Annotated in this window: 16 protein-coding genes; 7 read left to right on the top strand and 9 right to left on the bottom strand. The window is 70.0% G+C overall.

The window, feature by feature from the left end; translation table 11 throughout:
• Positions 1-337: 337 nt before the first annotated feature.
• The 3 genes from ACIRD7_RS20580 to thyX form a co-directional block, all read right to left on the bottom strand.
• Positions 338-2,023, bottom strand: a complete 1,686-nt coding sequence (locus ACIRD7_RS20580; protein WP_403455067.1) for a ribonuclease J — start codon at positions 2,021-2,023, stop codon at positions 338-340.
• Between the two features lie 157 nt (positions 2,024-2,180).
• Positions 2,181-3,080, bottom strand: coding sequence for a 4-hydroxy-tetrahydrodipicolinate synthase (gene dapA, locus ACIRD7_RS20575; protein ID WP_403455064.1), 900 nt, complete (start codon positions 3,078-3,080; stop codon positions 2,181-2,183).
• Between the two features lie 219 nt (positions 3,081-3,299).
• Positions 3,300-4,040 (bottom strand): FAD-dependent thymidylate synthase, encoded by a 741-nt coding sequence (thyX, locus tag ACIRD7_RS20570; RefSeq protein ID WP_403455062.1) that lies wholly within the window; start codon positions 4,038-4,040, stop codon positions 3,300-3,302.
• Positions 4,041-4,240: 200 nt separating this feature from the next.
• Between thyX and ACIRD7_RS20565 the strand changes: the two genes are divergently transcribed.
• Together ACIRD7_RS20565 and ACIRD7_RS20560 are read left to right on the top strand one after the other, a co-directional pair.
• Complete coding sequence (locus ACIRD7_RS20565) at positions 4,241-4,477, top strand: hypothetical protein (protein ID WP_403455059.1); 237 nt, start codon at positions 4,241-4,243, stop codon at positions 4,475-4,477.
• A gap of 91 nt (positions 4,478-4,568) precedes the next feature.
• The gene (locus tag ACIRD7_RS20560; RefSeq protein WP_403455057.1) at positions 4,569-5,120 is read left to right on the top strand and encodes a PH domain-containing protein; all 552 of its coding nucleotides are present in this window, start codon (positions 4,569-4,571) and stop codon (positions 5,118-5,120) included.
• An 85-nt stretch (positions 5,121-5,205) separates the two neighbouring features.
• Here the strand turns inward: ACIRD7_RS20560 and ACIRD7_RS20555 are convergent, their stop codons facing one another.
• The 6 genes from ACIRD7_RS20555 to eccD form a co-directional block, all read right to left on the bottom strand.
• Positions 5,206-5,658, bottom strand: a complete 453-nt coding sequence (locus tag ACIRD7_RS20555; protein ID WP_403455055.1) for a hypothetical protein — start codon at positions 5,656-5,658, stop codon at positions 5,206-5,208.
• 14 nt (positions 5,659-5,672) lie between these two features.
• Positions 5,673-6,425 (bottom strand): 4-hydroxy-tetrahydrodipicolinate reductase, encoded by a 753-nt coding sequence (gene dapB, locus ACIRD7_RS20550; protein ID WP_403455053.1) that lies wholly within the window; start codon positions 6,423-6,425, stop codon positions 5,673-5,675.
• 28 nt (positions 6,426-6,453) lie between these two features.
• Positions 6,454-7,833, bottom strand: coding sequence for a M16 family metallopeptidase (locus ACIRD7_RS20545; protein WP_403455051.1), 1,380 nt, complete (start codon positions 7,831-7,833; stop codon positions 6,454-6,456).
• Positions 7,830-10,058, bottom strand: a complete 2,229-nt coding sequence (locus ACIRD7_RS20540; protein ID WP_403455049.1) for a polyribonucleotide nucleotidyltransferase — start codon at positions 10,056-10,058, stop codon at positions 7,830-7,832. Before ACIRD7_RS20540 ends, ACIRD7_RS20545 begins: the two co-directional genes overlap by 4 nt.
• Before the next feature lie 291 nt (positions 10,059-10,349).
• Positions 10,350-10,637 carry a 30S ribosomal protein S15 gene (gene rpsO, locus ACIRD7_RS20535; protein WP_059415298.1) on the bottom strand — a complete coding sequence of 96 codons (288 nt, stop codon included), beginning with the start codon at positions 10,635-10,637 and terminating at the stop codon, positions 10,350-10,352.
• Positions 10,638-10,833: 196 nt separating this feature from the next.
• Positions 10,834-12,291, bottom strand: a complete 1,458-nt coding sequence (gene eccD / locus ACIRD7_RS20530; protein ID WP_403455046.1) for a type VII secretion integral membrane protein EccD — start codon at positions 12,289-12,291, stop codon at positions 10,834-10,836.
• A 277-nt stretch (positions 12,292-12,568) separates the two neighbouring features.
• Between eccD and eccCa the strand changes: the two genes are divergently transcribed.
• From eccCa to ACIRD7_RS20505, 5 genes are all read left to right on the top strand, one after another.
• Positions 12,569-16,513 (top strand): type VII secretion protein EccCa, encoded by a 3,945-nt coding sequence (gene eccCa, locus ACIRD7_RS20525; RefSeq protein WP_403455043.1) that lies wholly within the window; start codon positions 12,569-12,571, stop codon positions 16,511-16,513.
• Positions 16,514-16,664: 151 nt separating this feature from the next.
• Positions 16,665-17,048 (top strand): hypothetical protein, encoded by a 384-nt coding sequence (locus ACIRD7_RS20520; RefSeq protein ID WP_403455042.1) that lies wholly within the window; start codon positions 16,665-16,667, stop codon positions 17,046-17,048.
• Between the two features lie 110 nt (positions 17,049-17,158).
• The gene (locus tag ACIRD7_RS20515; protein WP_403455039.1) at positions 17,159-17,476 is read left to right on the top strand and encodes a DUF397 domain-containing protein; all 318 of its coding nucleotides are present in this window, start codon (positions 17,159-17,161) and stop codon (positions 17,474-17,476) included.
• Between the two features lie 103 nt (positions 17,477-17,579).
• On the top strand, positions 17,580-19,517 hold the full coding sequence (locus ACIRD7_RS20510; protein WP_403455036.1) for an ATP-binding protein: 1,938 nt from the start codon (positions 17,580-17,582) through the stop codon (positions 19,515-19,517).
• Between the two features lie 87 nt (positions 19,518-19,604).
• A complete protein-coding gene (locus ACIRD7_RS20505) occupies positions 19,605-20,918 on the top strand; it encodes an SUKH-4 family immunity protein (RefSeq protein WP_403455033.1) in 1,314 nt (437 codons plus the stop codon).
• The last annotated feature ends 12 nt before the right edge of the window (positions 20,919-20,930 follow it).

Genomic DNA, 20,930 nt, shown 5'->3' with positions numbered 1-20,930 from the left:
AGTTCTCAAGGAACGGACGCTTCCTTTGTACTCACCCTCTCGGGCTTTCCTCCGGGCTTTTCCCTTCGGTCTTGCGTTTCCGACTCTATCAGATCCTTTTCCGATCCGATTTCCTCGGCGCTTTCCAGGTTCCCGCTTCCGCGTTTCCCTTTCCGGCGGTTCCGACTTTATCAGAGATTCTGAGTCGGATTTCCCGCCCCCTCCGGGGACTGGTTCCGACGCATGAAGCGGTCGGGTTCCCGGTTGGGCGGAGCCGTAAACGTACTGGAGCGGGGCTCCCCGATGCAAATCGAGGCGCCCCGCTCCTGGTTCACGCAGGCCGGTGTCCGACGGACCGTCAGACCTCGACCACCACAGGCAGGATCATCGGCCTGCGGCGATAGGTGTCCGAGACCCACTTGCCGAGGGTGCGACGCACCAGCTGCTGCAGCTGGTGCGGTTCGACCACGCCGTCCTGGGCCGACCGTTCCAGCACCTCCGTGATCCGCGGGATGACGTCCCCGAACGCGGAGTCCTCGATGCCGGAGCCGCGGGCCTGGATGTGCGGGCCACCCGTGATCTTGCCGGTGGAGGAGTCCACCACCACGAACACCGAGATGATGCCCTCGTCGCCGAGGATCTTGCGGTCCTTGAGTGCCGGCTCGCCGACGTCGCCGACCGAGAGGCCGTCGACGTACACGTATCCGGCCTGGACCTTGCCGGAGATCTTCGCCTTGCCCTCGATGAGGTCGACGGCGACGCCGTCCTCCGCGATGACGATGCGGTCGTGCGGGACACCCGTCAGGGCGCCCAGCTCGGCGTTGGCGCGCAGGTGGCGCCATTCGCCGTGCACCGGCATCAGGTTCTTCGGGCGGCAGATGTTGTAGAAGTACAGCAGCTCGCCGGCGGACGCGTGGCCCGAGACGTGCACCTTGGCGTTGCCCTTGTGGACGACATTCGCGCCCCAGCGGGTCAGGCCGTTGATGACGCGGTAGACCGCGTTCTCGTTGCCGGGGATGAGCGACGACGCCAGGATCACCGTGTCGCCGTCGACGATGCGGATCTGGTGGTCGCGGTTGGCCATCCGGGACAGGGCGGCCATCGGCTCGCCCTGGGAGCCCGTGCAGACCAGGACCACCTCGGAGTCCGGCAGGTCGTCCAGTGTCTTGACGTCCACGACGAGGCCCGGCGGGACCTTCAGGTAGCCGAGGTCGCGGGCGATGCCCATGTTGCGGACCATCGAGCGGCCGACGAAGGCGACCCGGCGGCCGTACTCGTGGGCCGCGTCGAGGATCTGCTGGATGCGGTGGACGTGGCTGGCGAAGCTCGCCACGATCACGCGCTTGCGGGCGCCGGCGAAGACCTGGCGCAGGACGTTGGAGATGTCGCGCTCGTGCGGGGTGAAGCCCGGCACCTCGGCGTTCGTGGAGTCCGAGAGGAGGAGGTCGATTCCCTCTTCGCTCAGGCGTGCGAACGCGTGCAGGTCTGTCAGACGGTTGTCCAGCGGGAGCTGGTCCATCTTGAAGTCGCCCGTGTGGACCACCATGCCCGCGGGGGTGCGGATGGCCACGGCCAGGGCGTCCGGGATGGAGTGGTTGACCGCGACGAACTCGCAGTCGAAGGGGCCGATGCGCTCACGGTGCCCCTCGGCCACCTCGAGGGTGTAGGGGCGGATGCGGTGCTCCTGGAGCTTGGCCTCGATGAGGGCGAGGGTCAGCTTGGAGCCGATCAGGGGGATGTCCGGCTTCTCGCGGAGGAGGAAGGGGACGCCGCCGATGTGGTCCTCGTGGCCATGGGTCAGGACGATGCCCTCGATGTCGTCGAGGCGGTCCCGGATGGACGAGAAGTCCGGCAGGATCAGGTCGATTCCGGGCTGCTCCTCCTCGGGGAAGAGCACTCCGCAGTCGACGATCAGCAGGCGGCCCCCGTACTCGAAGACCGTCATGTTCCGGCCGATTTCGCCGAGGCCGCCGAGCGGGGTGACCCGTAGGCCGCCCTCGGGCAGCGGCGGGGGCGAGCCGAGTTCAGGATGCGGATGACTCAAAAGACTCTCCTCACCACGCGCGCCACGTACCGGTCGGGCACGTGGCGCGCATGACGTTCGTGCAGAAGCAGTTGTCGTTGTGTGTAGTGCGCAGGCACCGTGTCCTGCTTATTCAGTTGTGAAGTCCGTGTACGCGTCTGGCGCGCCAAGTCTGGTGTTAGAGCTGTACCCCGCCCGCGGCAAGATCGATCTTGAGCTGCTCGATCTCCTCGGGCGAGCACTCCGCCATGGGAGCGCGCAGCGGTCCGGCGGGCAGGCCCTGGAGGGTGAGCGCGGCCTTGGTGGTCATGACGCCCTGGGTGCGGAACATGCCGGTGTAGACCGGGAGCAGCTTCTGGTGGATCTCGGTGGCCTTCTGGACGTCACCGGAGACGTACGCGTCGACGAGCGCGCGCAGGTCGGGGGTGACGACGTGGCCGACGACGGAGACGAAGCCGACCGCGCCCACGGAGAGCAGCGGCAGATTCAGCATGTCGTCCCCGGAGTACCAGGCGAGGCCGGTGCGGGCGATGGCCCAGCTGGCTCGGCCGAGGTCACCCTTCGCGTCCTTGTTGGCGACGATGCGCGGGTGCTCGGCGAGGCGGACGATCGTCTCGGTGTTGATCGGGACGCCGCTGCGGCCGGGGATGTCGTAGAGCATGACCGGCAGCTCGGTGGCGTCGGCGACGGCCGTGAAGTGCCGGTACAGGCCCTCCTGCGGGGGCTTGTTGTAGTACGGCGTGACGACCAGCAGGCCGTGTGCGCCCACCTGCTCTGCCGCGCGGGCGAGCTCGAGGCTGTGGCGGGTGTCGTTGGTGCCGACACCGGCCACGACGTGGGCTCGGTCGCCGACGGCCTCCAGTACCGCGCGTACCAGGTCCGATTTCTCCGCATCGCTGGTGGTGGGGGACTCGCCGGTGGTGCCGTTGATGATCAGGCCGTCGTTGCCTGCGTCCACCAGGTGCGTGGCGAGCCGCTGCGCGCCGTCGAGGTCGAGTGCGCCGTCCGCCGTGAAGGGCGTGATCATGGCGGTGAGGACCCGCCCGAAGGGGGTCTGCGGAGTGGAGGTCGGAGCCATGGGTTACACGCTACTCGTTGCGCACGGCCGGGTCTGCCCTCGGGGGGTGCGGGAAAGTCAGGACAAATGTGGAGCCCGGCACTGCCTGCTCGGGGGTTCAAGCAGTGCCGGGTCCGTTTGATCAGGCTAGATGAACTTCTCTAAATGCCGCAATACGGACACTTCATGAGGCTGACGCCCGGCCCTGGAGGCGGGCCCTGGCGGTGGGCCGCTGTGGGGTTACGGCGCCACGCGGCCGTTCGCGTTGAAAGCGGCGTACGTCAGGGGCATGAGCTTGGCCCACTCCGCCTCCATCATCTCGCCGACCATCTCGATCTCCCGCTGCGGGAAGGACGGCACCTTGGCCAGCTCGTGCTGGGTGCGCAGACCCAGGAAGTGCATCAGCGAGCGGGCGTTGCACGTGGCGTACATCGAGGAGAACAGGCCGACCGGGAGGACGGCGCGGGCGACCTCGCGGGCGACGCCGGCGGCGAGCATCTCCTGGTAGGCCTCGTAGGACTGCCGGTACGAGTCCTCCATGACGCGGCCGACCAGCTCCTGCTGGGCCTGGGTGCCCTCGACGAAGACGTACTTGCCGGGGCGGCCCTCCTGGACCAGCTTGCGGGACTCGTCGGGGACGTAGAAGACGGGGTGGAGCTCGCGGTAGCGACCGCTCTCCTCGTTGTACGACCAGCCCACGCGGTGCCGCATGAACTCGCGGAAGACGAAGATCGGGGCGCTGATGAAGAAGGTCATCGAGTTGTGCTCGAACGGGCTGCCGTGCCGGTCCCGCATCAGGTAGTTGATCAGGCCCTTGGAGCGCTCGGGGTCCTTCTGCAGCTCCTCCAGGGACTGCTCGCCGGCGGTGGAGACGCGGGCGGCCCACAGCACGTCGGAGTCGGCCGCGCTGTGCTTGACCAGCTCGACGCTGACATCACTGCGGAAGCTGGGCTTGAGGTCGTCGGCGGGGGTGTCGGTCACGGCTCGGAGGGTCCTTCCATCACTTCGCTGGGCGGCGCCCACTCTACGGCCCGGCACTGACAACGGGGCGTTCGGTGCGGGGTCGCGACATACGCCGGCGAATTTCTGTGAATTCGGTGAAACCGGGCACCTTTTGGGGCACCCGCTCGTCTGTGTTCATGACGACCACTCATACGATCCCGAGAGGAGAAGACCCTCCGATGTTCCGTCGGCGCGAGTCCGTTCCCTTCGCCTTCCTCGCCGAAGCCGACCGATTCCGAAGCAATGTCGCTCCCCCGCCCCCCGAGCGTGCCTCCGCCGGCCAGATTGCCGGCCGCTGGCTGCTGGGGCTCACCATCGTCGCCGGGCTGGCGGGCTCGCTGGTGGTCGGGACCCCGGCGCTGTCCACCGACACCTCCGCGCCGGCCCAGCAGTCACAGGCGTCCCAGGGGCGCTGACTCCATCCGGACCCCCAGAGGTGGTGAGCGGGGACACGGGTCGATAGCCTCACCGGGCACAGCCCAAGCATGGATTGAGTGAGGACCAGCCGTGCCCCTGCCCTTCCTGACGGCCGACCGCGCGTTCGAGGCAGCCGACGATGTCGCATTGCCCTTCGACAACCACGAACGGTGGCGGCGTCCCTACCGTCCCGGGCCGTGGCGGGTGGGCTTGGCGGCCCTGGGGCTGCTGCTCGCCTCGTTCGTGCTCTTCGCGGCGGTCATCATCGCCCTGACCGGCACGGTCCAGGAGGCCGCCGTCGTCTTCGCCCTCGCGCTGGCCGTCATCGCCGCCGCGCTGCGGCTGCTGCGCGAAGGTGTGTGGGTGAGCGCTCGCGGGCTACGGCGCGTGGGCTTCTTCTTCACACGCACGGTGCCCTGGGACCAGGTCGTCGCCGTGCGGACGGTGCAGCAGCCCGTGCGCTGGCTGGGGTTGCCGCGCACCGTGCAGGGGCAGGCGCTGTTGCTCGTGAGGCGGGGCCGGACGGATGACATGCCGACGCTGATGACCACGCACAACGCCGACTTCCTGGCGCGCGTGGCGGCGTTCGACCGGGCCGCCGACGCGGTCGAGGCGTGGGCGGCGGAGAACAGGCGCGGCTGACACAGACAGGTACGCCGAAGGGGCCGGTCCGCGAGATGAGCGGGCCGGCCCCTTCGGCGTACATGCGCGCTGGAGGCCGTATCGGTCAGGCCTCCACCGTCCTGCCCTCGTGCAGGGCGATCGCGCGTTGCATCGCCTTGCGGGCACGTGGAGTGTCGCGGGCGTCGTGGTAGGCGACGGCGAGGCGGAACCAGCTGCGCCAGTCGTCAGGGGACGACTCCGTCTCGGCCTTGCGCCTGGCGAAGACCTCGTCGGCCGAGTCGCGGTCGATCCGGCCGCTGGGCGTGCGCCTGAGCTCATCGACCGGCAGGCCGCCCTCGGCGTCGAGTTCGGCGGCGAGGGCGTTGGCCTTGCGGACGAACTGGGTGTTCTTCCACAGGAACCACAGGCCGATCACCGGCAGGATCAGCACCGCCACGCCGAAGGTGACGGTGAGGAGCGTGCCGGACTGGATGAGCAGCATGCCACGGCTGCCGACCAGGACGAAGTAGACGACCAGGACGGCGGCCGTTATGGCGTAGGAGAGTTTCGCGCGCATCTGTGAGTCCCGCGTCAGCCCAGGTCCAGGAAGTGTTCCAGGCCGAAGGTCAGGCCCGGCGTGGTCACCACGCGGCGGGCGCCCAGCAGGATGCCCGGCATGAAGCTGCTGTGGTGGAGGGAGTCGTGGCGGACGGTGAGGGTCTCGCCCTCGCCGCCGAGCAGCACCTCCTGGTGGGCCAGCAGGCCGCGCAGGCGGACGGAATGGACGGGGACGCCGTCGACGTCCGCGCCGCGAGCGCCGTCCAGGGCGGTCTCCGTGGCATCCGGCGCGGGCGCGGTGCCGGCGGCGCGGCGGGCCTCGGCGATGAGCTGGGCGGTGCGGGTGGCCGTACCGCTCGGGGCGTCGACCTTCTTCGGGTGGTGCAGCTCGACGACCTCGACGGACTCGAAGTAGGGCGCGGCGATCTGCGCGAACTTCATCGTCAGGACGGCCCCGATGGAGAAGTTCGGCGCGATGAGCACGCCGGTCTCCGGGGAGGCGGCCAGCCAGCCGTTCAGCTGCGCGAGGCGCTCGTCGGTCCAGCCGGTGGTGCCGACGACCGCGTGGATGCCGTGGTTCACGCAGTAGTCGAGGTTGGCCATCACCGAGTCGGGCGTGGTCAGTTCGACGGCCACCTGGGCGCCCGTCTCCGCGAGGGTCTCCAGCTTGTCGCCCCGGCTCAGGGCGGCGACCAGCTCCATGTCCTCGGCGGCCTCGACCGCCCGTACCGCCTCGGAGCCGATCCGGCCCTTGGCGCCGAGGACCGCCACGCGCAGCTTGCTCATCTCTTGTGCTTCCTTCAGCAGGGGATTGTCAGGCGACGGCGTCGTTCAGCCGGGACGCCTGCTTGTCCTTGAGCGGGCCGATGACCGACAGCGAGGGCCGGCGGCCCAGGATGTCGCGGGCGACCGAGCGGACGTCGTCCGGGGTGACCGCCGCTATCCGGGCCAGCATGTCGTCGACGGACATCTGCTCGCCCCAGCACAGCTCACTCTTGCCGATGCGGTTCATGAGCGCACCGGTGTCCTCCAGGCCGAGGACGGTGGAGCCGCGGAGCTGGCCGATGGCGCGGCCGATCTCGTCGTCGGTCAGGCCGTGTTCGGCGACGTGGTCGAGTTCGTCGCGGCAGATCTTCAGCACGTCGTGGACCTGCGAGGGCCGGCAGCCCGCGTACACGCCGAACAGGCCGCAGTCGGCGAAGCCGGACGTGTACGAGTACACGCTGTAGGCCAGGCCGCGCTTCTCGCGGACCTCCTGGAAGAGGCGCGAGGACATGCCGCCGCCGAGGGCGGTGTTGAGGACGCCGAGGGCCCAGCGGCGCTCGTCCGTGCGGGCCAGGCCCGGCATGCCGAGGACGACATGGGCCTGCTCGGTCTTGCGGCCGAGCAGTTCGACGCGGCCCGCGGTGCGGATGGTGCGGCGGCCGTCGCGCGGGGCGACGGGCTCGGCGGCGGGGTTCTTGAAGGCGCCGGCCTTCTCGAAGGCCGCGCGGACCTGGCGTACGACCTTGTTGTGGTCGATGTTGCCGGCGGCCGCCACGACCAGGTGGGTCGGGTCGTAGTGCTTCTTGTAGAAGCGGCGGATGCGGTCGGCGGTGAGGGCGTTGACCGTGTCGACCGTGCCCAGGACCGGGCGGCCGAGGGGGTTGTCGCCGAACATCGTGTGCGCGAACAGGTCGTGCACACAGTCGCCCGGGTCGTCCTCGGTCATGGCGATCTCTTCGAGGATCGCGCCCCGCTCGACGTTGACGTCCTCTTCGAGTATCAGCGAGCCCGTCAGCATGTCGCAGACGACGTCGATGGCGAGCGGCAGGTCGGCGTCGAGCACACGGGCGTAGTAGCAGGTGTACTCCTTCGCCGTGAACGCGTTCATCTCGCCGCCGACGGCGTCGATGGCGGCGGAGATGTCCAGCGCGGACCTGCGGGTGGTGCCCTTGAAGAGCAGGTGCTCCAGATAGTGCGTGGCACCGTTCAGGGCCGGCGTCTCGTCGCGGGAGCCGACGTGCGCCCAGATGCCGAAGGTGGCGGAGCGGACCGAGGGCAGGGTCTCGGTGACGATGCGCAGGCCGCCCGGGAGGGTGGTCTTGCGGACCGTGCCGATGCCGCCTGTGCCCTTGATCAGGGTTTGGGTACGGGCGACGGCCCGCGCCTCCGAGGAGGTGCGGGCCGTCGCCGTGGAGCTACTCGACGTCACTTGTCGGTGTCGTCCTTCTTGTCTTCGGAGCCCTCGGCCCCTTCCTCGCCCTCGATCACGGGGATGAGGGAGAGCTTGCCGCGGGAGTCGATCTCGGCGATCTCGACCTGGACCTTCTGGCCCACACCGAGGACGTCCTCGACGTTCTCCACGCGCTTGCCGCCGGCCAGCTTGCGGATCTGCGAGATGTGCAGCAGACCGTCCTTGCCGGGGAGCAGGGAGACGAAGGCGCCGAACGTCGTCGTCTTCACGACCGTGCCCAGGTAGCGCTCGCCGACCTCGGGCATCGTCGGGTTGGCGATGCCGTTGATCGTGGTGCGGGCGGCCTCGGCGGACGGGCCGTCGGCGGCACCGATGTAGATGGTGCCGTCGTCCTCGATCGTGATCTCGGCGCCGGTGTCCTCCTGGATCTGGTTGATCATCTTGCCCTTGGGGCCGATGACCTCGCCGATCTTGTCCACGGGGATCTTGACGGTGATGATCCGCGGGGCGTTCGGGGACATCTCGTCCGGCGTGTCGATCGCTTCCATCATCACGTCGAGGATGTGGAGGCGGGCGTCACGGGCCTGCTTCAGAGCGGCGGCCAGGACGGAGGCCGGGATGCCGTCCAGCTTGGTGTCGAGCTGAAGGGCGGTCACGAACTCCTTGGTGCCGGCGACCTTGAAGTCCATGTCGCCGAAGGCGTCCTCCGCACCGAGGATGTCGGTGAGGGTGACGTAGTGCGTCTCACCCTCGATGTCCTGGGAGATCAGGCCCATGGCGATACCGGCGACGGGGGCCTTCAGCGGCACACCGGCGTTCAGCAGCGACATCGTGGAGGCGCAGACCGAGCCCATGGACGTCGAGCCGTTGGAGCTCAGCGCCTCGGAGACCTGGCGGATCGCGTAGGGGAACTCCTCGCGCGTCGGCAGGACCGGCACGAGGGCGCGCTCGGCGAGGGCGCCGTGGCCGATCTCGCGGCGCTTCGGGGAGCCGACGCGGCCGGTCTCACCGGTGGAGTACGGCGGGAAGTTGTAGTTGTGCATGTAGCGCTTGCGCGTCACCGGCGACAGCGTGTCCAGCTGCTGCTCCATCCGGAGCATGTTCAGCGTGGTGACGCCCAGGATCTGGGTCTCGCCACGCTCGAACACCGCGGAGCCGTGCACGCGCGGGATGGCCTCGACCTCGGCGGCGAGCGTACGGATGTCCGTCACGCCACGGCCGTCGATGCGCTTCTTCTCCTTGATCACGCGCTCGCGGACGAGCTGCTTGGTCAGGGAGCGGTACGCGGCGGAGATCTCCTTCTCGCGACCCTCGAACTCCGGCAGGAGCTTCTCGGCGGCGAGCGCCTTGACGCGGTCCAGCTCGGACTCGCGCTCCTGCTTGCCGGCGATGGTCAGCGCGGAGGCGAGCTCCGGCTTGACGGCGGCGGTCAGGGCCTCGAGGACGTCGTCCTGGTAGTCCAGGAAGATCGGGAACTCACCGGTCGGCTTGGCGGCCTTCGCGGCGAGGTCGGCCTGGGCCTTGCAGAGCACCTTGATGAAGGGCTTCGCGGCTTCCAGACCGGCGGCGACGACCTCCTCGGTCGGGGCCTCGGCGCCACCCTGGACCAGCTTGATGGTGCCCTCGGTGGCCTCGGCCTCGACCATCATGATCGCGACGTCGCCGTCCTCCAGGGTGCGGCCCGCGACGACCATGTCGAAGACGGCGTCCTCGAGCTCGGTGTGCGTCGGGAAGGCCACCCACTGGCCGCGGATCAGCGCGACGCGGACGCCGCCGATCGGGCCGGAGAAGGGCAGGCCGGCCAGCTGCGTGGACGCGGACGCGGCGTTGATCGCCACGACGTCGTACAGGTGGTCGGGGTTGAGCGCCATGATCGTGGCGACGACCTGGATCTCGTTGCGCAGGCCCTTCTTGAAGGACGGGCGCAGCGGGCGGTCGATCAGGCGGCAGGTGAGGATCGCGTCCTCGGAGGGGCGGCCCTCACGACGGAAGAAGCTGCCGGGGATCTTGCCGGCGGCGTACATCCGCTCCTCGACGTCCACCGTCAGGGGGAAGAAGTCGAGCTGGTCCTTGGGGTTCTTGGAGGCGGTCGTGGCCGACAGCACCATGGTGTCGTCGTCCAGGTACGCCACGGCGGAGCCGGCGGCCTGCTTGGCCAGGCGGCCCGTCTCGAAGCGGATGGTGCGGGTGCCGAAGGAGCCGTTGTCAATGACGGCCTCGGCGTAGTGGGTCTCGTTCTCCACTAGCGTTTTCTCCGTTACTTTTCGTCTTTTGTCCCGACCCGCCCGTGTGGCGGGGGGACGTGCGCGGAGAAGCGCTCCATCTGGTGCGGGCCGGTCTTCGATCGAAGCACCCGGGGTTCGCATCGCCCGGGGGCCACTACCGAGGACCGGCGGCGGCGAGGTGCACTTCTCCTCGTGATACTGCGTTGTGCTACCACACTACAAAGTAGGTGTGACACTCCGCACGTTTCTGCACGTACGGCAAAGGGAGCGGCTCCCGATCGTTCCGGGAACCGCTCCCCTCATGGCGTCTTACTTCGCGCCCGCCGCACCGCGGCGGATGCCGAGGCGGTCGACCAGCGTACGGAAGCGCTGGATGTCCTTCTTCGCCAGGTACTGCAGCAGGCGACGGCGCTGACCGACCAGGATCAGCAGACCCCGGCGGGAGTGGTGGTCGTGCTTGTGGGTCTTGAGGTGCTCGGTCAGGTCGGAGATCCGACGGGACAGCAGAGCGACCTGGACCTCGGGGGAGCCGGTGTCACCCTCCTTGGTACCGAACTCGGACATGATCTGCTTCTTCGTAGCGGCGTCGAGCGACACGCGTACTCCTCGTGAGTCTTCTGTTGCCACCGAGTGCCCCTGGTCTGCATCTCAGGGGAGCTTCCGTTACTCGGGAGGCGGGGATCCGCTGGGCGCTGCCCCCAGGTGGACCGGGGGCGCGTACACAAACGGCCGTCACACAGCGTACCAGCACGCGAGCGCCCTCTTGACAGGCACCCGCGCGGCCCCGCTCCGGTCAGATGCCGCCGCGCACCTTGGCGTAGACATCGAGGACGGCCAGGCAGATCGGCACCAGGGAGAGCAGCACCAGGGAGTCCGCGAGGTCCAGCATGCGGCCCCAGAAGGGGGAGAGCCCCTTCTGCGGGACGATCAGGGCGATCGCGATCAGCAGCAGCACACCGGCCCCGACGGAGGCGCCGAGCCACAGGGTGCGTACGTCGACCGGGCCGGAGTTGCCCTGGAGCAGATCCATGACGACGTCGGCCGGCGGCGAGATCGCGAGGCCCAGGACCAGCAGGGCGAGGGTGATGACGCCGGCCACGAACAGGCAGGTGACCTGGGCGGTGTAGCGGAACAGACGGGCCCGCAGCATCGCCGCGAGGCCGGTGCACAGGGCCAGCAGCTGGGCCCAGCCGTTGTCGCTGAAGCCGAGCACCGCGCCGCCCGCGCCGATGATCACCGCCGCGCAGCCGCCGACCAGGCCGAGCAGCAGCTCGTGGCCCCGGCTGGTCTGGGCGACGATGCGCTGGACGTCGACGGCCTCGAGGTCGCCCTCGTTGCCCTCGCGGCGGGCGCGGGCCAGGTCCTCGGGGTTGCGGAAGCCGATCGGCAGCTTGGCGAAGCGGGAGGACCAGCCGGGCAGGAACCCGACGACCGCCAGCGCGACGACCGAGGTGCCGGCGGCGATCTCGCGGGGCTCCGCCTCGGTGAGCACCCCGCAGAACACGGCGAGCGTGCCGATCGCGGAGGCCAGCGCGGCGGCCACGAACGGGGCGTCGCCCTGCGGCAGCAGCATGATCAGTACGACGGAGAAGAGCAGTACGGCCACACAGCCGACGAGGAACTGGATCCGGCCGGGGCCCTCGCCCGCGTCCTGGGGGATGGCGCCGGAGCCCGCGATGAGCGCGTGCGGCAGCGCCGAGATGCCGAGCGCGACGGCGGAGCCGCGGTCGTCGTACACCCGGGCCCGTACACCGGCGAGCGCCGTCAGGGCGAGCGCGGTCACGCCGGCCAGGATGCCCTGGAGGCCGTGCATGTCGTGCCGTACCGGGTCCGCGAACCAGAAGACGAAGCCGAGCATGACCAGCAGGAGCGATCCGGCGACGAGGCCGGCCACCCGCATCAGGTTGTCGTTCCAGCTGCGGGTGTCCTGCTTGACCGCGGCGGCGATGGCGTCGACGACGTCGTCGTGCACGGCCGGCGGCAGCGAGTCGGCGAAGGTGCGCAGCAGCAGCACCTCGCCGTCCCTGACCCGGTGCTCGAGCAACGAGCGGCTCGCGTCGAGCACCTGGCCCTCGCGGGTGACGAGGTGGTAGCCCGAGGGGCTGGTGTCCGACTGGACCATGCCCGAGAGCCTCACGATCTCGGGAAAGAGGTCCTGGATCGGCAAGTCCTCGGGCAGCGCGACATCCACACGACTGTCCGGTGCTGCGATGGTGATTCGGCAGAAACCTGTCGAAGTCCCCGTGCTCACCTGGTGTTCCCCCTGCTAGACAAGGCTTCCTCGCGCCGCTCGTACGACGCGGAGCGCCACCATATCCGTTGCGGTACCCGGCTCAGGCGCTACCTCCCGCATTCCTCTCAGGACCTGCGCCGCATCTCCATCCGCCACCCTCCCTCGGGCACCGGACGCATCAGTAGGATCGACCACTGCGCGAACGACGCCTGCGCGAACGAGAATCCATCTCGGCACAGCGATACACGGGGGCGTCGGTGCCAAGACGTATCAATCGCGAAGGATGAGTGCATCGGTGAGCGTCGTCATCATCAAACGACCACCGCGGATAGTGCCGCCGGCCGTCCCGGACGGCGAGGTCAAACTGGAGACGCCCCCCGAGATCCCTCGCGAGGGCGACGAGAGCATGCTGATGAACCTGCTGCCCATGATGGGCATGCTGGGTTCCGTCGGCTTCTTCTTCATGCCCAACCTGCCCTCGTACATGAGGGTGGTCGGCGGGCTGATGCTGGCCTCGACACTGGCCATGGCCATCGCCCAGTTCGCCAAGTCCCGGCAGGGCGGCGGCGCGGGGATGGCGCAGGACCGGCGTGACTACTTCCGCTATCTGGAGCAGGTCCGCAAGGACGTGCACAAGACGGCGGAACTCCAGCGGCAGAGCCAGCTGTTCCAGCACCCGGACCCGGAGCAGCTGTGGGCGGTGGCGGCCGACGGCAGGCGGCTGTGGGAGCGGCGCCCGACGGACGCGGACTTCGCCTCCGTACGGGTCGGTCGTGGTGTGCAGCAGTTGAACACCCCGCTCGTCGCGCCGGAGACGGCGCCCAAGGAGGAGCTGGAGCCGCTGACCGCGGCGGCCATGAAGGCGTTCCTCGACGCGCACGGCAGTCTGTCCGATCTGCCCGTGTCCATCTCGCTGCGCGCCTTTTACCACGTGACGATCTGCGGCGAGAGCGACACGGTCTACGGCAACGCGCGCGCGTCCCTGGCCCAGCTGGCGACCCTGCACTCGCCCGAGGACCTGATGATCGCCGTGGTGGCGCACCCCTCGGCGGCGGCGGACTGGGACTGGATCAAGTGGCTGCCGCACAGCCAGCACCCGAAGGCCAAGGACGGGGCGGGCTCGTCCCGGCTCCTGTTCGACGACCTCGGGGAGCTGGAGGAGGCGCTGGCGGATCAGTTGGGCGACCGTCCCCGCTGGAACCGTGAGGCGACGCCCGTCTACGACCAGCCGCACCTGATCGTGGTGCTCGACGGCGGCACCGTGCCGCCGGACTCCGAACTCGCCAGCGCCGAGGGCCTGCAGGGCGTCACGTTCCTGGAGGTCGCTCCCGGCCCGCTGGAGGAGGAGCTGCGCGCGGGTCTGACGATCTACGCGAAGCCGGAGCGGATGCGGCTGTTCGTGGGCCACGAGTCGGCGTACACCGGCAAGCCGGATCTGCTGAACCCCGCGCAGGCCGAGTCCCTGGCGCGGCAGCTCGCCCCGTTCCGGGTCGGCTCCGCGGAGGAGGGTGAACCCCTTCTGTCCAACCTGGACTTCACCGATCTCATGGGTATCGGTGACGCGGGCACCGTCGACGTCTCCCGCACCTGGCGGCCGCGCACGCTGCACGAGCGGCTGCGGGTGCCGATCGGTGTCGGTGAGAACGGCGAGCCGGTCATGCTGGACCTCAAGGAGGCCTCGCAGGAGGGCATGGGCCCGCACGGCCTGTGCGTCGGCGCCACCGGTTCCGGCAAGTCCGAGGTGCTGCGTACGCTCGTGCTCGGTCTCGCGGTGACGCACTCCTCGGAGACGCTGAACTTCATCCTCGCGGACTTCAAGGGTGGCGCCACCTTCGCCGGTATGGCGGACATGCCGCACACCGCGGCCGTCATCACCAACCTCGCCGACGACCTCACCCTCGTCGACCGCATGCGCGACTCGATCATGGGTGAGACGCAGCGCCGTCAGGAGCTGCTGCGCTCGGCCGGCAACTACGCCAACCTGCACGACTACGAGAAGGCCCGTGCCGCCGGCGCCGCGCTGGAGCCGATGGCCTCGCTGGTGATCGTGCTCGACGAGTTCTCCGAACTCCTCACGGCCAAGCCGGACTTCATCGACATGTTCATCCAGATCGGCCGTATCGGCCGATCGCTGGGCATCCACCTGCTGCTGGCCTCGCAGCGCCTGGAAGAGGGCAAGCTGCGCGGCCTGGACACCTACCTGTCGTACCGGATCGGTCTGCGGACCTTCTCCGCCGCCGAGTCCCGTACGGCGATCGGTGTCCCGGACGCCTACCACCTGCCGTCGATCCCCGGTTCCGGTTATCTGCGCTACGACACCGACACCATGGTCCGCTTCAAGGCGGCGTACGTGTCGGGGCCGTACCACGGTGAAGGCCCGTCCCGGGTGCACCGCTCGACGCAGCTGCGGCCCGCGCTGTTCTCGGCGGAGCACGTGGCGCTGCCGCCGCAACCGGTGATCGAGGAGCCGGAGCCCGACAACCGGGTGGACGACGCGCTCGCGGACACCGTCCTGGACGTGCTCGTCAGCCGGATGATCAACCAGGGTCCGCCCGCCCACCAGGTGTGGCTGCCCCCGCTGGAGGAGGCGCCGTCGCTGGAGCAGCTGCTCCCGCAGCTCGCCGTCACCCCCGAGCGCGGCCTGACCGCGCCCGACTACACCGCGCTCGGCCGGCTCAATGTGCCGGTCGGTCTGGTCGACAAGCCCTTCGAGCAGCGGCGTGACGTGCTGTACCGGGACTTCGCGGGCGGCGCCGGCCACGGTCTGTTCGTCGGTGGCCCGCAGTCCGGCAAGTCGACGCTGCTGCGCACGCTCATCTCGTCGTTCGCGCTCACTCACACGCCGTCCGAAGTGCAGTTCTACTGCCTGGACTTCGGCGGTGGCTCGCTGATCTCGATGGAGGAGCTGGCGCACGTCGGCGGCGTGGCCAACCGTCTGGACGCCGAGAAGGTGCGCCGTACGGTCAGCGAGGTCGAGGGCATCCTCAACGCGCGCGAGGAGTACTTCCGCACGAACAACGTCGACTCGGTCACGACCTACCGTCAGCGCCGGGCCGCCGGTCAGCTGCCGGACCAGGTCTGGGGTGACGTCTTCCTGGTCATCGACGGCTGGGCCACCTTCAAGACGGACTACGAGATGCTGGAGGCGACCGTCACGGAGATCGCCACCCGAGGCCTCGGCTTCGGTGTGCACGTGATCCTGACGGCGAGCCGCTACACCGAGGTCCGTCCCGCGCTCAAGGACATGCTCCAGAACCGCATCGAGCTCCGGCTCGGTGACCCGACGGAGTCGGAGATCGACCGCAAGGTCGCGCAGAACGTCCCCGCCACCGTGCCGGGCCGTGGTCTGACGCCGGACAAGCTGCACTTCATGACCGCGCTGCCGCGCGTCGACGGCTCGTCGGCGACGGAGGACCTGTCCGAGGCGACGTCGATCCTCATCGGCGGGATCAACGACAACTGGCAGGGCAGCCACGCGCCGGCCGTGCGGCTGCTGCCCACGATGTTCCCGGTGGACCGGCTGCCCAAGGGCTTCGAGCACCCGGACCGCGGTGTCGCCGTCGGTATCGACGAGTCGTCGCTCTCGCCGGTCTTCGTGGACTTCGAGACCGACCCGCTGTTCATCGTGTTCGGTGAGAGCGAGTCCGGTAAGTCCGCGCTGCTGCGGCTGCTCGTCAAGCAGATCACCGAGCGCTACACGCCGGACCAGGCGAAGATCGTCATGGGTGACTACCGGCGCGCCCACCTGGAGGGTGTGCCCGACACGCACCTGTCCCGGTACTGCGCCTCGGCGCCGGCCCTCACGGAGACCCTGGAGGGCCTGGCCGGCTCGATGCACCGCAGGATGCCCGGCCCGGACGTCACGCCGGAGCAGCTGCGCAACCGCAGCTGGTACAGCAGCCCGGACGCGTTCGTCATCGTCGACGACTACGACCTGGTGGCGACCGGCGTGAACCCGCTGGCCCCGCTCCTGGAGTACCTGCCGTTCGCCCGTGACATCGGCCTGCGCGTCATCATCGCGCGTGCCTCGGGCGGTGCGAGCCGCTCGCTGTACGAGCCGGTGATGCAGCGGATGCGCGAGCTGGGCGCCCAGGGCGTCGTGCTCTCCGGCGACCGGTCGGAGGGCCAGCTGCTGGGCAACATCACGGCGTCCCAGCTTCCGCCGGGCCGTGGGTACTTCCACACCCGCCGACGCGGTGGGCAGCTCATTCAGACGGGGTGGCTGCCGAACCGGTTCTGAGAACGGCCGGTTGGGCTCTGAGGGGCGGGACCCGCGAGGGTGCCGCCCCTTTCCGTTGTCCTTCTCGAGTGGGCCGTGTCAGAGGCCGGCGCTACAGTGGCGGTACGAGGGAAAAGACGAGCCACGGGGGGCAGTTGTGCCGTCGGACTACATGGATTCCGATCCCCAGGTCCTCAAGACCGAGGGCTACAGCATGTTCAACGTCGGCGTGGACTTCGCCAAGGCCGTGACGGCCCTGCAGACCGGGCTGACCGCGCTCGAGAAGGGCGACACCCCGCCCTGGGGCGACGACGACATCGGCGAGAAGTTCGGCGTCGTCTACGAGGGTCTGCGCGACGGTATGTACGAGTCCATGGCCAGCCTCGCGGAGCGCATCGCCGGGATGGGCGTCGCGTTCACCAAGATGGGTGTGGCGCACGAGCTGAACGAGGCCGAGCAGGACGCCATCTGGAAGGAGACCACCGCCCAGTACGACGGGCAGGTGGAGGTGCCGACCGGGGTGGCGCACGCCAGGTTGCGGCCGCACGACCTCTGATCCCCCGATCCCCTCGATCCCTCTGATCCGCGACGGGCACATGCGAGGCGACCGGCGCCAGTAGGGTGAGAGGCGTTCGTCGTTCGCACGTCAGGAAGAGGCCCAGCGGCATGACCGAGGCACGGGACAACGAGGTCGGGGCTCAGGCAGAGGACATCAAAGCGCGCAAGGAGCGGGAGCGCGACGAGCTCTACGCCCTCGACATCTCGGGTGTCGAGTGGCACTGCGCGCCCGGCACCGAGCAGGACGAGGAGCGCGTGGAGATCGCGTACCTGCCCGAGGGCGCGGTGGCCATGCGGTCCTCGCTCGACCCCGGCACCGTGCTGCGGTACACCGAGGCGGAGTGGCAGGCGTTCGTACTCGGGGCGCGGGACGGGGAGTTCGATCTGGAGGCGGCGCCTCGGAACGGCGGGGTGGCGGCCGAGTAGGTCGCTTCGAGAGGTCCGTCGTCCGCTCGCCCCCGGGACCGGCGCCCCGCCTAAGATCAGGGTCGTACGAGTAGGCATCCGCGACGGCGGAGGACGGGGACCCATGACCGGCTCGAGCCAGGACTACGCACCGCACCCCTACATAGGCGGCCGGACCGCCGCACTGCGCGCACTCACCGCATGGCGTGCCGCCACGCCCGGCGCCCCGCGCGTGGTCGTGGTCACCGGCGGTTCCGGCAGCGGGCGTTCGCGGCTGCTCACCGGGTTCCTGATGCTGTGCGATCCGGAGTACCGCGAGCGGCTGCCGCTGGAGGAGATGGATCCGTCGACGGTGCCGCCGGAGCTGCCGGCTCCGGCGGTCCCCGCACCCGACGGGCTGACCGCGGCCCAGGTGCTGTGGCTGCTCGCCGACCACTACGAGCTGGCGGCCACCAGCACCGAGGCCGTGTACGCCGAACTGGCCGCGCTCGACGAGCCGGTGACCGTCGTCGTCCCGGACGTCGACCGCGCGGGGCCGGTACGGGCAGCGGGCGAACCCGTACGGCTGGTGCGTGAGGTGCTCGCCCCCTTGGCCGCCACCGAGACGGTCCGGCTGCTGGCCGAGGTGCCGCGTCCGCAGGCCGCCGAGCTGGCCGCGGGGCTGTCGTCCGGCACCGTGCGGATCATCGATCTCGACGACCCTGAGTGGGCCGATCCCGAGGGCCTGGTGCTGCACGCACAGGCGGCGCTGAACCCGGTGTTCGGAGCACCCGAGCTGCCGTTCACCGTGGATCCCGCCGCGCGTCTCGCCCTGGGAGCGGCCATCGGCCGCCGGGCCGGGACCAGCCCGCTCGTGGTCCAACTCGCCGTCAACTGCCTCCTGATGGCGCCGGAGGGCTTCGATCCGGCCGACGAGAGGTTCCTGCCGACGTCGGTGGGTGAGGCCCTGGACCTGCACGCCGAGCGGCTCGGCACCGATCCGCAGACGCTGCGGTACCTGCTGGCGCCCCTTGCCCTGGCCGAGACCGACGGCATACCGGTCCATTTGTGGGCGAGGCTGGCGAGCGCGGTCGCCGGGCAGGACATGAGTCAGGCCATCGCGGGCGGGATGCTGCTCGCCGCGCCGTTCGTGCAGCCCGAGGAACAGGAAGCCGAACAGGAGGCGGACGCGGCCGACGGCGGGCGCACGCTGCTACGGCTGCTGCACCCGGCCCTCGGTGACGAGATCCGCGCCGGTCTGCCCAGTGTCGCCGCCGCCCAGACCCGGATCGCGATGGCCCTGCTGGAGGCCGTGCCGGAGCAGGACTGGAGCAAGGCCGATCCCTATGTCCGCGACAACATCGCGGGCCACACCTTGGAGGCCGGGCTGCTGCCCCAACTCCTCACGGATCCCGGTCTGTTCATCCATGCCGACCCGGTTTCCCTGCGCACCGCCGTGGAGGCGGTACCGGCTGAGGAACTGGGCGCACCGGCCCGTACCTATCTGCGTACGGCGCCCCTGCTGACCCGCACCCAGGCACCCGTCGAAGTGCGTGCCGCACTGCTGGAGACCGCGTTCGTCGAGGACGGACTCCCCGAGTACGCCGAGGCGATCCGCGCGCGGCCCGGCCTGGACCTTCCCTGGCAGACCCTGTGGAGCCTGCCCGTGTCCGGTGTCAGCGCCGTGACCGTCGGCAGCCTGCCTCAGCCCGACGGACCGGCCACCCCGGTCGCTGTGCTTGTCGTCCCCGGTGGCACACCCGGCGCACGGCCGGTCGGCGGGTCCGATTCCGCGGTGCTCGTCCATGGCCTCGTACACGCTGATCACCTCGGCGACGCCGATCCCGGGCAGATCCTTCGCCCCTCGGAGGAGGAACGTGCCGCCGCCCCGCTGGGCCTGAGCCGGGGCGGCGACTACCTGCGCGTCTGGGGCCGGGCGGATCAGGAGCTCGTGGCCGCGCTGGTCTCCGACACGCCGTTCACCGCGGCCGACCTCTCTCCCGACGGCATCCTTCTCCTCGCCACCGAGCGCGGGGTCAAGGCCCTCCGGATCCACGCGGCGGGCGCGACGATAGCCTCGTAGGCACGTGTACGGCAGCCTCGTGGAACGTGCACAGCAGGTCCTCCTCTTCCCCCCTCCCCTCCCCTCCCCCTTCGAAGGAGCCTCCCCGTGACCAGCCAGGAGCAGGCGCGCGCCATCGCCGACCGTTGGCTCAATCCGGAAGGCTCCACGGAGCCGCGCCGCGAGGTCCGGATGCAGGAGTTCGACCTGGGCTGGGTCGTGTGGGCGGCGCCCGCGGAGCCCGAGCGCGACCCGGAGACCGGGGAGCGGCGGCCGCCCGCCGAGATCGGCAACGCGTGCGGGGTCGTGGACCGTGGCAGCGGCGAGCTGACGGTGTGGCCGTCGGTGCCGGTCGACGAGGTCGTCCGGATGTACCGGCAGAAGCACGGGGGCGCGTCCGAAGGGACCGCCCGTCCGGTCACCGGGCCCGGCAACACGGCCGTCTTCACGTACCTCGACCCGGCGAGCGGCGAGGAGACCACCCTCTTCCGCACCTCCGCCCCGGGGCTGCCCCCCGCCGAATACCAGGCGTGGGGGGAGCTGCGACGGATGAACGTCCCCACCGACAGTGTCGTGGCCATCCACACCGACCTGCGTCCCAGCCTGCTCCCGGGCGGCTACACGGCCGAACTCCTCAACACCTTCCCCCACGCCCAGCTCTCCTGCTCGCAGTCCTACGGGGCCCGTCCCGAGGCGCGTGCGGAGGGCATCGCGGCTTTGGTCGAGCAGGTCGAGACGATGCACCGGATCGCCGGTCAGCAGCCGCCGCCGCGCCCGCACCGCGTGCCGGTGCCCGCGCAGGTGACTCCCGCGGAGCCGATGCGCGACGTGCAGCTCGGCCGCCGTCTCGTCGAGGTCTTCGGCGAGGACGGCGTACGCCGCTACGACGCCGACGACATCGCCGGCAGCCGTCTGCCGGAAGCCGCCGCGGCGACGCTCACCTGGGCGGGGCTCCCGGCCGACCTCCCGCTCTTCTTCACCGCCGACCGGCCCGACGCGCCTCCGGCCGGCGGCCTGTTCACGGACGTCGCCACGAATCTGCGCGAGCGGCGCAGCCCGGCCGGCGAGGAGAAGATCGGCGCCCTGGCACACCTGGTCCGGATCGGCTTCGACGGCGTCGCGGTCATCGCGGTGCAGTACCTGCCGGGGGCGGGGCAGCCGGACGGACTCGGCGCGGTCTGGGCGGTGGATCCGGTGACGGCCGCCGCTCGGTACGTCAATGTCTCGGCCGCCGCCTTCGCCCGCTCGCTGAGCCTGGTCGCCGACGCACGGCAGCGGATGCGGGGGCTGGACCCGGTGGCGGCCGGCGCGGAAGTGGCGGCGCTGCAGGAGCAGTTGGTGGCGGTGGACGCGTCCGCGCTGGGGAACGCGGAGACGTGGTGGTCGCTGATCGTCGAACAGATGTGGCACGGGTTGTTCTGACCGGCCGCGGCA

The sequence above is a fragment of the Streptomyces sp. NPDC093568 genome, assembly GCF_044764945.1.
GTDB lineage: Bacteria > Actinomycetota > Actinomycetes > Streptomycetales > Streptomycetaceae > Streptomyces.
Note: the sequence above shows the minus strand (reverse complement) of the source record. Positions and strands in the feature narration are given on the sequence as shown.